The sequence below is a fragment of the Zhouia spongiae genome (assembly GCF_022760175.1).
Lineage (GTDB): Bacteria > Bacteroidota > Bacteroidia > Flavobacteriales > Flavobacteriaceae > Zhouia > Zhouia spongiae.
In genome coordinates this window covers 3053298-3069251 of record NZ_CP094326.1, presented here as the reverse complement: position 1 = coordinate 3069251, position 15954 = coordinate 3053298, and the positions used below count along the sequence as shown (strand labels likewise).

The 15954-nt window shown below is 40.2% G+C and carries 10 protein-coding genes; 2 read left to right on the top strand and 8 right to left on the bottom strand.

Features of this window, described 5'->3' with window-relative positions:
• The first annotated feature begins 21 nt into the window (after positions 1–21).
• On the top strand, positions 22–2139 hold the full coding sequence (gene recQ, locus MQE36_RS13270) for a DNA helicase RecQ (RefSeq protein WP_242936461.1): 2118 nt from the start codon (positions 22–24) through the stop codon (positions 2137–2139).
• Positions 2140–2432: 293 nt separating this feature from the next.
• On the opposite strand, the gene MQE36_RS13265 is transcribed toward recQ, so the two are convergent.
• The 6 genes from MQE36_RS13265 to MQE36_RS13240 all read right to left on the bottom strand — a co-directional run bounded on the left by MQE36_RS13265 (position 2433) and on the right by MQE36_RS13240 (position 10630).
• Positions 2433–3035, bottom strand: coding sequence for a Crp/Fnr family transcriptional regulator (locus MQE36_RS13265; protein ID WP_242936460.1), 603 nt, complete (start codon positions 3033–3035; stop codon positions 2433–2435).
• A 122-nt stretch (positions 3036–3157) separates the two neighbouring features.
• Positions 3158–5413 carry a xanthine dehydrogenase family protein molybdopterin-binding subunit gene (locus tag MQE36_RS13260; RefSeq protein WP_242936459.1) on the bottom strand — a complete coding sequence of 752 codons (2256 nt, stop codon included), beginning with the start codon at positions 5411–5413 and terminating at the stop codon, positions 3158–3160.
• A 45-nt stretch (positions 5414–5458) separates the two neighbouring features.
• On the bottom strand, positions 5459–5923 hold the full coding sequence (locus MQE36_RS13255; RefSeq protein ID WP_242936458.1) for a (2Fe-2S)-binding protein: 465 nt from the start codon (positions 5921–5923) through the stop codon (positions 5459–5461).
• Between the two features lie 652 nt (positions 5924–6575).
• Positions 6576–8036: a T9SS type B sorting domain-containing protein gene (locus tag MQE36_RS13250; protein ID WP_242936457.1), complete on the bottom strand. Its 1461-nt coding sequence runs from the start codon at positions 8034–8036 to the stop codon at positions 6576–6578.
• A gap of 243 nt (positions 8037–8279) precedes the next feature.
• Positions 8280–9956, bottom strand: coding sequence for a formate--tetrahydrofolate ligase (locus MQE36_RS13245; RefSeq protein WP_242938852.1), 1677 nt, complete (start codon positions 9954–9956; stop codon positions 8280–8282).
• Positions 9957–10201: 245 nt separating this feature from the next.
• Entirely contained in the window at positions 10202–10630 is a 429-nt protein-coding gene (locus tag MQE36_RS13240) for an FKBP-type peptidyl-prolyl cis-trans isomerase (RefSeq protein ID WP_242936456.1), read from the bottom strand.
• A 176-nt stretch (positions 10631–10806) separates the two neighbouring features.
• On the opposite strand from MQE36_RS13240, the gene MQE36_RS13235 reads away from it, so the two are divergent.
• Complete coding sequence (locus MQE36_RS13235) at positions 10807–11379, top strand: pseudouridine synthase (RefSeq protein WP_242936455.1); 573 nt, start codon at positions 10807–10809, stop codon at positions 11377–11379.
• 21 nt (positions 11380–11400) lie between these two features.
• On the opposite strand, the gene MQE36_RS13230 is transcribed toward MQE36_RS13235, so the two are convergent.
• Both MQE36_RS13230 and MQE36_RS13225 read right to left on the bottom strand, forming a co-directional pair.
• Complete coding sequence (locus tag MQE36_RS13230; protein WP_242936454.1) at positions 11401–14961, bottom strand: ABC transporter permease/M1 family aminopeptidase; 3561 nt, start codon at positions 14959–14961, stop codon at positions 11401–11403.
• A gap of 4 nt (positions 14962–14965) precedes the next feature.
• Positions 14966–15841, bottom strand: a complete 876-nt coding sequence (locus MQE36_RS13225; RefSeq protein WP_242936453.1) for an ABC transporter ATP-binding protein — start codon at positions 15839–15841, stop codon at positions 14966–14968.
• Between the last annotated feature and the right edge of the window lie 113 nt (positions 15842–15954).

Here is a 15954-nt window from a genome sequence, read left to right as displayed (position 1 = left end):
GCATAAAAACCAGCAGGATATATGTCAGAGCCCAAATTTCAGAAACAATTACTTCCTACATTAAAAAAATTCTTTGGCTACGATAGTTTTCGAGGACAACAACAGCTTATTATCGAAACCGTATTAAGTAAAAACGATTGCATGGTGATTATGCCTACCGGTGGGGGAAAATCTATCTGTTTTCAATTACCGGCACTACTTTTTGATGGTGTAACCCTTGTTATTTCGCCACTTATTGCACTGATGAAAGATCAGGTAGACGGTTTAATTGCTAATGGTGTTAAAGCTGCTTACTTTAATAGCAGCCAGACTATAGAAGAACAACAACACATAATAGACAAAGTAGCTGATGCAGAACTCAAATTGCTTTACGTGGCTCCGGAGAGCTTACCGGGGTTGGAGAACATCCTGAAAGAAACATATATAAGTTGCATAGCTATCGATGAAGCCCATTGTATTTCATCATGGGGACACGATTTCAGGCCTTCATATCAACAACTGGGGTTCCTAAAAAAGCAACTTCCCCATACACCAATAATTGCTTTAACGGCAACCGCTGATAAAGCTACTCGTCAGGATATTTTGGAACAGATTGGCATTCCCCATGCAGACTCTTTTATTTCTTCTTTTGATCGTAAGAATATAGCTCTTGAAATACGCCCTGCTGACAAAAGGTCTCAACAGATCATTCGGTTTATAAAAAAGCGCCCTCATGAGGCCGGGATTATCTATTGCCTGAGCAGGAAAAGTACAGAGCAACTGGCAGAAACACTACAGAATAACGGTATTAGCTGTAGTGCTTATCATGCCGGACTTAGTTTTGATGAACGCAGCAAAGTACAGGAAGATTATCTTTTTGATAAGGTTCAGGTTATCTGTGCTACTGTAGCCTTTGGAATGGGGATCGATAAATCGAACGTACGCTGGATCATCCATTATAATATGCCTAAAAATTTAGAAGGCTATTACCAGGAAATAGGACGGGCGGGACGAGACGGGCTCAAGGCGCATGCGCTGCTTTTTCACAGCTATTCCGATGTGATACAATTGCGAAAGTTTGCCGAGGGAGCATCGAATGAAGATGTACAAATTGCCAAACTCGACAGAATGAAGCAGTTTACCGAAGCAAGCAGTTGCCGCAGAAAAATACTGCTAAGTTATTTTGGTGAGCTCCTAACTGAAAATTGTGATAATTGTGATGTATGTAAAAATCCTCCCAAATTTATAGACGGAACCGTTATAGCCCAAAAAGCACTCTCGACTATTGCCCGGGTAAAGGAAGACGAAGCCATCGGAAGTATTATCGATATACTGCGGGGAGCACGTAACGCCAATATACTCGAAAAACAGCTCGATAAAATAAAAACATATGGCATCGGAACTGATATAGCCTGGAGGGACTGGCAACAATACATTATTCAGCTTATAAATCAGGGGATGTGTGAAATTGCTTTTCACGAAAAAAACAATCTGAAACTTACCGAACTATCTAAAAAAGTACTTTTTAATAATGAAAAGGTCTGGCTGACACATCCTGTTACAATACAGGAAAACGTTCCTGAAAAAGTAACTAAAAAGAAGAAAGAAACCACCGCCAATAGTTTGTATGAGCGTTTGCGTAAACTTCGTTACGAAATTTCCCTGGAAGAGAATATTCCGGCTTATTTGATCTTTAATGATGCTACACTAAAAGAAATTGAAAGGGTACGTCCTGTGAGCGAAGAAGAATTTCTCACTATTAATGGGGTCGGCCAACGAAAACTTGAAGTTTATGGTGATATCTTTATTTCGGAAATCTTAGACTTCATGGGAAGCAAAATAAAAAAGCCAAGAAAAACAGATACCCATTTAAAGACCTATGAGCTTTACAAATCCGGTCTTACAATAGATGATATTGCAGTTAAACGCAAATTAAAGTCGACTACGGTTTACTCACATATCGCCAAACTATACGGTGACGGTAAAGACATCAACATATACGATTTTATAACGAAGAGTGAGGTTGATGCAGTTCGAAAAGCTAAAGGCGAACTGGAAGCTCCAACGGCACTGAAGCCTTATTACGAATATTTTGAAGCGCAAATGGATTACTTTAAAATCCGGTTGGCCTTAAGTGTTGTTGATAAAGATGATGAATAACAGGCTTTAACCTTTATTCTAATTTTCGATGGTTTTTAATATTCTGTTATAAAGTTGTTTTTGTTTTTTAAAATTTCGCTTTGTTTTTGAGGCCATATGGTATCCCACTCCCATCCCTAAAATAAAAGTGACTAATAATAAAACCAGGGCATAAATAATCAGATAAGACATGATAAGTATTTGTTTTCGGGTAAACTGTTCTTAAAAGTAAATGTACGCGATAAGCCTGGTGGTCACAGTATGTTTAACCTGAAAACAGTAATTTTGTTGACAAATATCAAGAAAGGCAGCCTTTATGGTTCCTCCTCCACCAATAAAAAATCTTTTAATATCCTGCTAAAGGTCTCCGGACGGATGTTCAGCATAGATGCCAGGTATTTATGAGGGGCTCTGTTCAGCAAGAACTTATTTCCCGTTTCTAAAAAATAATTGAACCTTCCCTTTGCCGACGGGATTCTCGATAGTAATGTCCTGTTTTCAGCATGAATATAATACTCTATAAGAAGTGTTGTAAAAACAGTACCCATTTCAGGGTATATTGAAAGCCCATATTGAAGGTCGCTGTAACTAATACACTCTACCGAAGTATCTTCGAGCGTCTGAATATTTTCGCGGGCGTTTTCATTCTTGAAAAACCCTGTTATGGAAGTTACCAATTCGCCATCGGTACTCATCCAGGTAGTAATTTCCTTGTTTTCAATAATGTGATACCCTCTGATCAGTCCTTTTTTTATAAAATACAAAGTGTCACAAAGTTGTCCGCTTTCATTTAATACGGTTCCTTTTTTATATAATTTACTGCTGACCTTTTCCTGAAAAAACTGTTTGAATTCTGTTGATAATGGTGCTATTTTTTCCAGAAAGAATAAACTCAAACAGATCTTTTTGTCCTTCATTTTTAAAATTTAATTATCCTGTAGTTAAACCTGTAAACTCTTATAGTTCTTTAAAAACAAGAATCTCCAATACGTGAACTATGTTTGGAGATTCTGACTGTTTATGTAATGAGACTATAAATTTAACTTATTTCCGGTTTATTATACATAAAAGGCTGGTGATAATATCGCCTTCCTGATGCTTTATACAAAGCATTGGCGAGGGCTCCGATCACCGGAGGCAATGGCGGTTCTCCCAGACCGGTAGGGTGTACATCACTAGCTACAAAATGTACTTCCACGTTTTTTGGTGCTTCGCGATGCCTTATCAATCTGTAGGTATCAAAATTATGTTGTTGAGGAGCCCCTTTTTCGAAAGTGATCCGGCTATACAGGGCATGCCCTATGCCATCTACCGTACCCCCCTCTATCATATTTGTTGCTGCTATCGGGTTTACCACAATCCCGCAATCTACCGCGCAGTATACTTTTTTAACCACCGGATGATCTCCATCCATTTCTATATCAAGAACATTGGCAACGTATGAATTGTGACAATAATAAGCTGCAACACCTCTATGCCGGTTGGCGTCACTACCGTTCCACCCGGATTTTTCCCGTACCAGTTTTAATACACCTGCATAACGCTCGGCATCGTAATCATTTCGTTCACCGACAGGATTGCTCTTGGCCCTTTCAAAAAGTTCCAACCGGAAATCTATCGGATCTTTTCCGGCCGCTTCTGCCACTTCATCCAGAAATGATTGTTCTGCACCTGCTATAAAATTAGAACTGGGCGCTCTCCAGGCACCAACGCTAATATTCGATGGTACAGTCCACGATTCGGCCAGGTAATTGTCTACAGCCCCGGCCGGAAACCTGTTGGCAAATAACGCACTTTCCGGAATTCCTCCGGAGTTGATATGAAAGCCTGTCAGGTTTTTATCCTTATCCAAAGCAGCCTTGTAGGTTACATAATATGCGGGACGGTAGATACCAAAACTCATATCGTCTTCGCGTGTATACACTAGTTTAACCGGCGCCTTTACCTTTTGGGAAATAACAGCCGCCTCCACCAGAAAATGCCCATAGAGACGCCTTCCGAACCCGCCTCCCTGACGGGTCATCTGTATATCGATCTTGTCTAAGGGAAGTCCTAAACGGTCTGATACAGATTTCTCCATGTATTCCGGTGTTTGTATAGGGCCCACCAAAACTGCTTCGCTCTCGGTTACATCTGCAAAGAAGTTCATGGGTTCCATTGTATTATGTGCCAAAAACGGTGCTGTAAACACACGTTCTATAACCTGGTCGGCATTTTTAAAAGCCTGTTCCGGATTCCCGTCTTTACGAACTACTCTTGCTTCTTTGGTTGATGCTGCTTTCATTCGTTCCATATGGTCGGCAGTACTTTCGGCCCCGGCAGGAACACTTTGCTTAGAAGTATTCTGTTCCGTCCAGTCAAATACATCATACCCATAGTCTTCAAAGGGTTCCCATTCTACCTTCAAAGCCTTTTTAGCCTGCAATACTTCCCAGGTGGTATTACCTACTACCACCAATAAGTTAGGATAAGAGTCAACATCACACCAGCGCCTGGCCGTTCCTTCTTCATAGGTATCTATTGTAAAAACATCCCTGATTCCGGGCATTTGCCTGGCGTCAGTATCATCGAAAGATTTTAATCTTAATCCGAAAGCAGGAGGATGAACGATCATAGCGATGAACATCCCCTCTTTTTTATAATCGAGGCCAAACAAAGGTTTTCCGGTAATAATATTTTGGGCATCGACATTCCTCTTTGAGGTACGTATGATTTTAAAATCTTTTACATCTTTTAATTCGACTTCTTCCGGAACAGGAATTGTAACGGCAGCAGAGGCCATTTCGCCATAACCTGCCGATTTTCCGCCGGCCTTATGGTATAAAACCCCCGCTTCTGTAGTTATTTCATCAACGGGAACATTCCAGGCCTGAGCAGCAGCTTCTTTTAGTACGTGCCGGGCAGTAGCACCTGCCATACGCAATCCGTCCCATCCCTGACGTATCGATTGACTTCCTCCTGCCAGTTGACGTGTGAATATAGCGGTATTAAGCGGAGCCTGCTCTACAATCACATCTTTCCAGTCGGCATCTAATTCTTCTGCTATAATCATAGGCATAGAGGTTTTTACATTCTGTCCTATTTCAGGATTTGGAGACATAATTGTCACCATTCCGTTATCGCCTATCTTCAAAAAACCATTAATTTCAAACCATTCCTCCGGCATATTAAGAACCTGCTCCGGAGTTGGTTTACACGATGCGAGCCAACTAAATCCAATCATTATACCTCCTCCGGCCAAAGCAGAGGTCTTTAGAAAAGATCTTCTGCCGTATGTTGTTTTTATAAGTGTCATTTGTTATTCTTTTTGAGCGTTAATCAAGAATGTTAGCTTGTACTGTTAAACTTCCTGTGTACCGGAAGCTGTTTTAATTGCTGCCTTAATCCGGGTATAGGTACCACAGCGACAAATATTGCCGCTCATTGTTTCTTCTATTTCCTGATCAGTCGGATTCGGATTATTGTTCAGTAAAGATGCTGCCGACATTATCTGACCTGCCTGACAATATCCACACTGGGGTACATCGTGCTCCAACCACGCTTTTTGTACAGGATGGTCTCCATTCTCTGATAGCCCTTCAATAGTGGTTATTGGCCGGTCTTCTACAGCTGAAACCGGTAATTGGCAGGAACGTACTGCACTTCCTTCTACATGTATGGTACACGCACCGCATTGGGCAATTCCACAACCGTATTTGGTTCCTACCAAATCGAGATGGTCTCTTAACACCCATAATACAGGAGTTGAAGGATCTACATCAACCTGAAGGGACCTGCCATTAATTCGAAGTTTAAATGAAGACATAATTATTTTTTTTGATAAGTTACTAACTTTAAAACAATAAACAGGAGTGTCATGTTAAAAATTAGCATTTCTTTTACATTTAAAGACATCACTATTTAACAATATAAACTTTTCAAAAAAAAATGAAGAACTCCGGTTCAAAAGTTACTGGAGGCTGATTAACAGGTTCCAAGCTTATGATTTTGCGTACCACGAGCTCTTTAAAAAGTAAAAAGGGCCTCACTTCGTATTGAAGTGAATGCCCTTTTTGGGTGTTTATTCAACTAAACCTTACTTGTATATAAATATGTGCTTTACAACATATATAATCAACTACTCCTGAGCATGCTTGCGGGGTATTAACAGGAAAGCCTAAAAAACTTCGACACAGGTGCCGTGAAATCCCTCCAGGAACATTTCGTAATGGCTGGGTCTCCCGGTATTCTTATCGGAATCTAATCTCGATGATCACAAAATGACCGAAAGAAAAAATCGGGTGTCCGGGCCATTTGTACATCTATATAACACCCGATTTATATTAGCAACTACTTTATATGGGGTTTGTGCTACTAATCTGTATTTAAATTACGATTTATAAACTGTTTTATGAAAATGAATCGTTAAAATGCTTACATACTTCGCTTATTAACAATCAAAGACACAAAAGCTACGATCACCTGAGCAATGTGAAATGTCCGTTTTTAACAGATCCGTCTTTAAAATTCACCAAGAACCAATAATCTGCAGATGGTAAAGGGCTGCCCTTAAAATTTCCATCCCATCCAACACTGGCATCGTTGAAACTTTCAATCGGCCGGCCGTACCTGTCGTAAATATTGACGGTATATCCAATGTTTGAAATCTGTAAATTCCAGAAGTCATTTATTCCGTCTCCATTAGGAGTGAAAAAATCCGGGCCACCCAGTATTACCACATCCCGGGTATAAAATCCACACCCATTGATTTCCCTGATATATACGGTGTATTTGCCCCCTTCAAGGTTTTCAAAAATGTTAGATGACTGGTATATAGCATTATCTAATGAATAATGATACTTATAAGCTTCGGGAATTTCCACTCGGATCATATTGTAATTCAGTGAGCCTGTAACACTTAGCTGTAAGCGGGGCTCCTGACCGGTATTGATCAGGTTTACAGTTACCTTAGCTTCAGACGTGGCGCATGATCCGTTAGACACTCTGTACGTATATACCCCGGCAGGATCAGATAGCGGATCGAACCAACCGGAATTACTATTCAATGCCGGAAACCATGTCCCTCCGGTATCAGGATCGTTACCCAACAGACTAAAAAGATTGATAGTTCCGGAATTCATGCACAATTCAACAGCCGCATCCGAACCGGCATCAGGTGCCCGGTCTATAGATACCGTTACCGCAGATGCCGTATAGCCACATTCATCATTTCCCACTGTATAAGTATAAGTTCCCTCAAGGTCGCGTTGGGGATTAAATTCTGATTCCCCGCTATGTAGTGAAGGGGTCCAAAATCCTCCCGGATCTGGATTTCCGCCCAGTACATCAAACAGATTTACTGAATTGTTGCCGGCACAAACGCTTATTATGGAATCCGTACCCGGGTCAGGAGTATCAATTACGGAAACATAAACTTCGGAGACTATAGTTCCGCAAGGGCCGCTTACGACATACGAATATATCCCCGGTGGATCAGCCGCAGGATTAAAAACGCCGGTTCCACTCGACAGCCCGGGAAGCCAGGTACCTGTTCCGGAAGCATTATTTATAAATGCTGCCAGGTCTACAGGCCCTGCATTGCTGCATAGCGTTGTAGCAGCATGTGTAGAAACCGGCGGATCGACAATAGTTATTGTTATTTCTACCGAATAGGTACCTACCCCATCGGTTGCAGTGTAAGTATAGACCCCCGCCGGGTCTGCATCCGGATCGAATATACCTGTACCGCCTGATGTAACCGGAGACCAGCTACCACCCATAATAGCATTGTCCGGGAGCCAACCCGACAGATCTATGAAATTTTCACTGGCACATACCTCCTGAGAGATATAAACTGTATTTACTGGTGTAATCTGGGCATAAGACAAAACCGCAGGCATTAGAAATAATGCTACGCAAAATTTTCCGAATAGATTCATAGGGTAAGTTTGGTAAGTTGGTATATGAATAAACTTTATTCAAATTAAAATGATTTGGGATTTAAATATAATTAAAAATTAAACTTGACCAAATACTTACCCTATGATGAATTTCATAATTTTTATATTCACTTGTTAAATGCGGTATAATCCCATAACTTATCAAAAACCCCGACGCTCGTCCTTGCCGGAGAACCAAAGGAATTTCTCAGGGTCGCCCTCCGGTAGTTCGCAACCGACTTTTTAAGACAGACCACTTATAATCCCGTTTTCGTCTATCTGCATTCCTTCAGAAGCCGGAGTTTCGGGCAGCCCGGGCATTCTCATCATACTTCCTAAAATTGGAATTATGAATTTGGCCCCCGCAGCAATTTCTATGTCCCTAACCGTAATGTGAAAGCCTTCAGGCCTGCCGGTTAGTTTCGGGTTATCTGAAAACGAGGTTTGGGTTTTAGCCATACATACAGCAAAGTTTTCAAATCCCAGTTCTTTGATCTTTTTAAGTTTCTGATTTGCCAAAGGGCTATAATCTACCGCAATCGCTCCATAAATACTACGCGCTATGATTTCTACTTTGGCTTTAACGGGATCGTCCCATTGATAAAGTGGTTTGTAACTATCGTTATTACTATCAACAATTTCAGTTACTGCTTTAGCCAGTTCAATATTACCTTCCCCACCCATCTGCCAGCTTTTGGAAACAACGGCTTCAATACCCAGGGTTTTACATTTTTGAATGATATAATCCTGTTCTTCCATCGTATCTGAAACAAAGCTATTAATGGCAACAATTGGAGTCAGATTAAATTTCCTAATGTTCTCAATATGCTTTTCGAGGTTACAGAATCCTTTTTTAACAGCTTCTAAATCAGGAGCATTATACTCCTCTTTGTCTACTCCTCCATGGTGCTTTAAGGCTCTTATTGTTGCTACCAGAACAACTGCTTTTGGATTAAGTCCGGCATAGGCTGCCTTGATATTCAAAAATTTCTCGGCTCCAAGGTCGGCTCCAAAACCTGCTTCAGTTATTACATAATCAGACAACGACATGGCCATTTTTGTTGCTATGATCGAATTGGTACCCTGGGCTATATTAGCAAACGGGCCTCCGTGGATGATGGCAGGGTTTTTCTCCAGTGTCTGTACAAGATTAGGCTTTATAGCATCTTTTAATAAGATGGCCATTGCGTTTTGTGCTTTTAAATCTTTAGCAAATACCGGCTTCTTATCGAAAGTATATCCTATAAAAATGTTTCCCAACCGTTCTTTTAAATCTTCAAAATCTTTTGCCATGCACAAAATGGCCATTACTTCGGATGCCGGTGTTATATTAAATCCGTCTTCTCTTGGTATTCCGTTTGCGGTTCCTCCCAGTCCAACTATAATATTGCGTAATGCCCTATCGTTCATATCGATAACACGCTTCCATAAAATTGTTCTCGGGTCGATATCGAGGCTTTTTGTTCTGCTTTGCAAGTTATTATCTATTAAGGCCGATAATAAGTTATTTGCTTTTTCTATGGCATTAAAATCGCCTGTAAAATGCAGATTGATGTCCTCCATCGGAACCACTTGGGAGCATCCTCCTCCCGCAGCCCCGCCTTTGATACCAAACACCGGGCCTAAAGAAGGTTCGCGTAGGACTACCGTTGATTGTTTTCCTATAAAGTTCATTCCTTCGGAAAGTCCTATGGAAACCGTTGTTTTACCCTCTCCGGCCGGGGTCGGGGTAATGGCTGTAACTAAAATTAAATTGCTTTTTTCAATTTTATCTTCGTCGATAAGATCTAAAGGCAGTTTTGCCTTGTAATTTCCATACATCTCCAGGTTATCTTCATCCAGATAGAGTTTATGAGCTATGTTTTTTATATGGGTCATTGGATTAGATTGGGCAATTTCTATATCGGAAAGAAACATAATTACAGGTTTTAAGTTTCCTCAAAATTACCCCTTAATCACCATAAAGATTATGATAAATATCATGCATAAAAAAAGCCATTCAAATCAATGAATGGCTTCAGGTATTTTTACTCGATCATCGAGATTTAAATGCTTCGACGCTTGCCCTTGTAAAATATTTTTGAAAGAATTTCATTGGGCTTGCCCTTGTGAAATGTTCCTAAAGGAATTTCATTGGGCTTGCCCCGAAGTAATTCGCTTTCTGATTATTTGATTTCGATCAACTCCAGGTCAAAAATCAGGTCCTGACCCGCCAGCGGATGGTTGGCATCGATTACAATATGGTCTTCCTTTACTTCGGCAATACGAAGCTGTTGCTCTCTTCCGTCGGGACTTGAAGCAACCAAGCCCATACCAACTTCCGGCTTAATATCTTGCGGTAACTCTTCATTCTTCACTACCTGAAAAAGCTCTTCCCTCACTTCTCCATAAGCTTCTTCTTTTGGTATGCTAATGGTTTTTTTCTCGTTGACTTCCATTCCTACCAAACCTTTCTCAAAACCAGGGATTAACATTCCGTCACCTAGTTTAACTTCTAGAGGACCTCTGGCTGCAGAGCTGTCAAAAACATCTCCATTAGTTAATTTTCCTGTGTAATGTACGCTTACGGTATCGTTTGCCTTTACTTTACTCATAAATAAAATCTTTCTAATTTATAGTATATTAATGTTTTGCAAATGTATGGTTTCTAAAACGGCTTCTCCTATAATACACTCGAAATCTTGTAAATTGACAAAAACTTAACAAGTACACTTACCGTTTCTTGATAATCTTAATGAATTGCTTAATTTCGCTGCAGAGTGCAATGAATATGGAGCAACAACACTTTATCCTTTTTAAACCTTATGGTTATATCAGCCAACTTAACAGCAATGATGACAGACAGTTAAGAAAAAAGAAGTTTATTAATGAGTTGTATGATTTCCCCTCAGGCACAATGCCTGTAGGCAGGCTTGATGAAAAATCTGAAGGCTTATTACTACTCACCACAGATGGTAAGTTATGCAATACGATAAACAGCAGTAGTTTTGAAAAGGAGTATTATGTACAGGTAGACGGAGAAATTACAGAAAAAGCTATTGAACAATTATCTAGAGGTGTTCCTATTGGGATTCATGGGAAAAAATATCAAACCAAACCGTGCAAGGTTAAAAAGATAGCTCCTCCTTCGCTCCCCGAACGCTCAAAAAAGATCAGGGATGCCCGTCACGGACCAACAAGCTGGATCAGTGTAACCATCACTGAAGGCAAATACAGGCAAGTAAGGAAAATGACATCGGCAGTAGACTTTCCTACCTTGCGATTGGTACGTATCAGAATAGGAAATATATTTTTAAACGGTTTGAAACCGGGAGATACTATACCAGTTAATAAACTGGTATAGTAGAGTGCCTGTATTGCACCATTACTTTATATTATCAGCCCTGTTGGCATCTAAGCGGGTTCCAAAAGGATCTACCGCTACATAAGCCGGTTCTTCGTCTACTATCATGCGTATAGTTGTTTTATCTTCCGACAGCTGGTGTGCTTTTAAATAGATAATCTCTTTACCGCTTTTTGTTTCCATATCTTCAGGATGTGTACTGAATAAACCTATCTGGACAGGTTCATCCATCCCTACCTGAACTTCTTGTCCGCCCTCTAATGTCTTAAAACGTTTTGAAACAAGCTGTAATTCTATCTCATACCCGCCGTCTTTTAACTCTTTTGACTTCACGTTCTCAACCCGAAGGTCGTAAGTAATTACGCGTTTAAACCAGTCGTCTACCAAAGAATGGTAAGTAGCCGGTGTCACTTTATATAATTCATCTATAAAATCATCTGCTGTCGCTGTAAAAATCTCTTCATTTTGATGCTTACCTATTGTGCGTCTCAAGGCAAGGTTAACTCTCTCCTCCCCGATCAACTCTTTTATGGCATACAAAACGGTAAAGGCTTTCCCGTACGAGAGGTAACTCTCTCCTTCTACTCTATACAAAGGAGGTTCTTCCGACAGCGCATACGAACGTCCTGTAAAATAACGTCTTATGGCATTGTCACTCAACTTCCATAGGGCTTTTTTACCGTATAGTTTTTCCATCACCACTGCTTCGGTATATTTTGCGAATCCTTCAACCAGAAGAGCGCCTCCCGGTGCAAGTTTGGGTGTAAGTAGATGGCCCCACCATTGATGAGAGACCTCATGTATCGTTCTTTTAGCGACCAGGTTAAAATCATTTTCATTCCGTATGTCTGTCAGGTATAGCCTGTCTTCTACCATACTGATGGTTCCCGGATGTGCATACCCTCCCATACTCCAATGCCCGGGTACTTCTGCTATACGAAGGTGATCAAAACCATAATCTCCAAAGTTGGAGATGCAATATTCCAATGCTTTTTTAGCTGCGATCTGAATCGTATCTATATTAAAATAATGTGGTTCATGGTAATATTGCGTTATCTTCACATCTTTAAAGCGATCTGTTCTCACCTTATAATTTGCTGAAAAATACCCTACGTTAGGCAAAATTTTATCTGTAGTCTTGTATTTAAAATAACTTCTTCCGTTTTCAGACCATTTTTCTAATAAATCGCCCGACCCGATAGCCGTTTGATCATCACTTGTAGAAATAACGGTTTCGTAATCTATTTTTCCAAAGCCTGAAGATTCACTGAAAATATGTTCATCACTTTCTTCGGCATCATTTAATTCCGGTAACCCCCTTTTCTTTCTTTCAAAACGATCCTGGATTTCAAGGCTGTTCCGGTACCCAAGTACAGGATTAAAATCATTATGCCTGATATAAGATCCGTTAGCCACAATTGCATTAGTGAATTCATACCCGCTTTGCTGCTGATCGATCTCATAACTGAACCTGACCGATTCTCCTGGTAAAACAGGGTTACAAAACTCAAATAAATAGGTTCCTAAAACGGAATCTCTTTCCTTTAACACTGCATTTTCAAGTGTAATTGAATCCAGTTTTTCTTTTTCGCTTATAAAAATAAAAGTTGCCTTTCTGTGATCTCTATTCCGTAGTGTGTTATTGACCCTTACCCTGTACCTGCGTTCTTTCGGATATATATCCATCGATGTACTGATAGCGACCGGAAACAACTGCGGAAGGGTATCGTACTTTTTATACTTTTGTTCATACAATTGACTCCTGTCTAAATAACCGGATACTGTCTGATACGGGTTCACTATATTTTTATTATAGAAGATTATAGAACCATAGCCTAACGAAGCCACACAAAGGATAAGAAATACTGCCGTATTCATTTTGTTCCACCCTGACAATAACTGTTTCCACCTGTACTCCAGACTTTTAACACGTCCTCTTTTCCATAGTTTATAAGTTATCATTGCCAACACAAAAGCAAAAGACATCCAGTATCCCGCCAAATGACGGATCATGCTTATCGCATCTGAATAACCATTCATGCTTGTATATCCAGGGAACGGGATGTAACCAAAACGGAATAACGGATGAACAATCCCTACAACTTCCGACATAGATGTACCAAGTACAATAATCAGTATTCCCGTAATGGTCATTCCTATATATTTATGATGAATCAAATTTTGGATGAATAGTGTTAATGCGGAATAAATGAATGTTGTAATAAATTGATATAGCAAAAGTGAAAGATATACGCGGGGTTCAAGATCATCATATCCCAATACCCATTGAAATACGACACCTATTATAATCCCTGTAATGGTCAATAACATGGGCAGGCAGATTAGTGCGCTGATTTTTGCAAGGTAAAATACTCCATTTGATGTCGGTGTTGTATCAATGATTGAATTGAAATTAAAACCTCGTGCTTTCCAGAATAATTCTCCGCCAAAGAAGACGATCAATATCAGGCTGAGGATGAACAGCGGCTGGTGAATCCGTTCTACAAGCAACCCGGCAGCCGGGTATAAGCTGTCGTTGTATTCCCCTCCCCGGTAAAACCTGGAATAAATTTCAGAAACGCCAATGACGATCCAGCAAAGCAATACAGCCATGAAGGAAAGACTCCTAAATACCCCTCTTAGCTCTATACTCAATAATGACAGATAAACAGAAACCGGTTTGCGCTGATCTGTTCTGACAGCTACCTGTCTATAAACAGTATTGTTGTTGGTTATTCCTTTACCAGGGGCCTTTTTTACGTTCTGATTCTTTATCCTAAATGAAAAAAAACGGTAGATCGTCACAAAAACACCCAATGCAATAACAAGCCATATGAGCCTGTTCCACATAAAATACCCGGAAAACGAAATCATTTCCGTATTTTTCTGAAATGGGGTCCAGTATTGAGTTTGCTCAAAGAATGCCGAAATTCCAAAAGGATCAGATAATGCGGCAATAACCATGCCTTCGGGAGATGCCGGTACCGATTGGGCTATTAAGGGTGAATTCAGGAACAGTGAACAGATAAAGTACAATACATATATAAAAATGGCACTTACATAGGTAGCTAGTGTGTTTCCGGATAATATGCCTACAGAAAAAATAATAGCGCTGCATATAAAAATATTCGGTACAATAATGATGCCCCATGCCTGTAAATAATACTGCATATTAAACAGGGCTTTACGTTCAGGATCAATATCCGGAAGCAGAGTGCTTATATAAAACCCGATAAGGAACATACTGAATGTTACTAAACTGCTTATAAAAATCCCTAAAAACCTGCTAATAAAAAACTGGGGCTTACTTAACGAGGTACTGAATATCAGCCTTTCCGTCTGATACTGTTTGTCTCTCAACACGCCACTTACTGTAAAAAACATAATAATAAACACACTTCCCAGTGTAAACAGCGCTACAATATGACTAATCGCATACGATGCATTAAAAAGAACATTTCCGCGGGTAGCGCCCTGCTTTCCCATCAGAAAACCAAACCCCAGAAAGAGCAGAGAAAGCCATAAAAATGCCCTTTGCCGTAGCTGGTAAAATGTTTCAAAGCGTAATAATTGTTTTAGCATCTTATTAATTTTGGGTGGATGTAGTTGAAAAATATAAATCCTCAAGATTAGCTTCTGTCGGTTTAAATCCGTTGTTTAACGGGTATTCAGACAGCACCCTGATTACCGTTTCTCCGGAAACCAGGCGCGTAGAAATAACATTAAAACTTGCTCTGTAGTTTTCAGTATCTTTTTTGTCTATTGCTTTTGACCATATTTTTCCTTCCAGCGAGTTGGTGAGTTCCCGCGGATTTCCGTGTTTTACAATACTGCCTTTTTCCAATATAGCCATGCTTTTACAGAGGTCGTGTATGTCTTCTACAATATGTGTAGACAGAATAACAATAACATTCTCACCTATTTCGCTTAACAGGTTCAAAAAACGGTTGCGCTCTACCGGGTCCAGACCCGCTGTTGGTTCGTCGACAATAATGAGTTGAGGATTTCCGAGCAAGGCCTGCGCAATACCGAATCGTTGACGCATCCCGCCCGAATATGTATGTACCGCCTTTTTCCTGTATTGATACAGGTTGGTTTGATTGAGTAAGGCCTCAACCTGCTCTTTGCGCTCCTTTTTATCGGTTATTCCTTTTAGTACGGCTATATGATTGAGTAATTGCACTGCGGATACTTTCGGATAAACTCCGAATTCCTGTGGCAAGTATCCCAATTGTTTTCTTATTTCCTGCGGATGCTTAATTACGTCTACCCCGTTAAAAGTAATGGTTCCTGATGAAGGCTCCTGGAGTGCTGCAATGGTCCGCATTAATGATGATTTTCCTGCACCATTGGATCCCAGCAACCCGAACATCCCATTGGTTATTGTAATGGACACGTTGCTTAATGCATGTGTACCATTGGCATATGTTTTGGAAAGTTCCTTAATTTGTAATATGTTCATTTGATCGATAATTTAATTACGAATACGAACTTATGACCCTTATAAAGCGCTTCCTATTTTTTTTGACCTGTCGGTATAAAGCGTATATAAATAATGTAATAATCAGGTCTAAA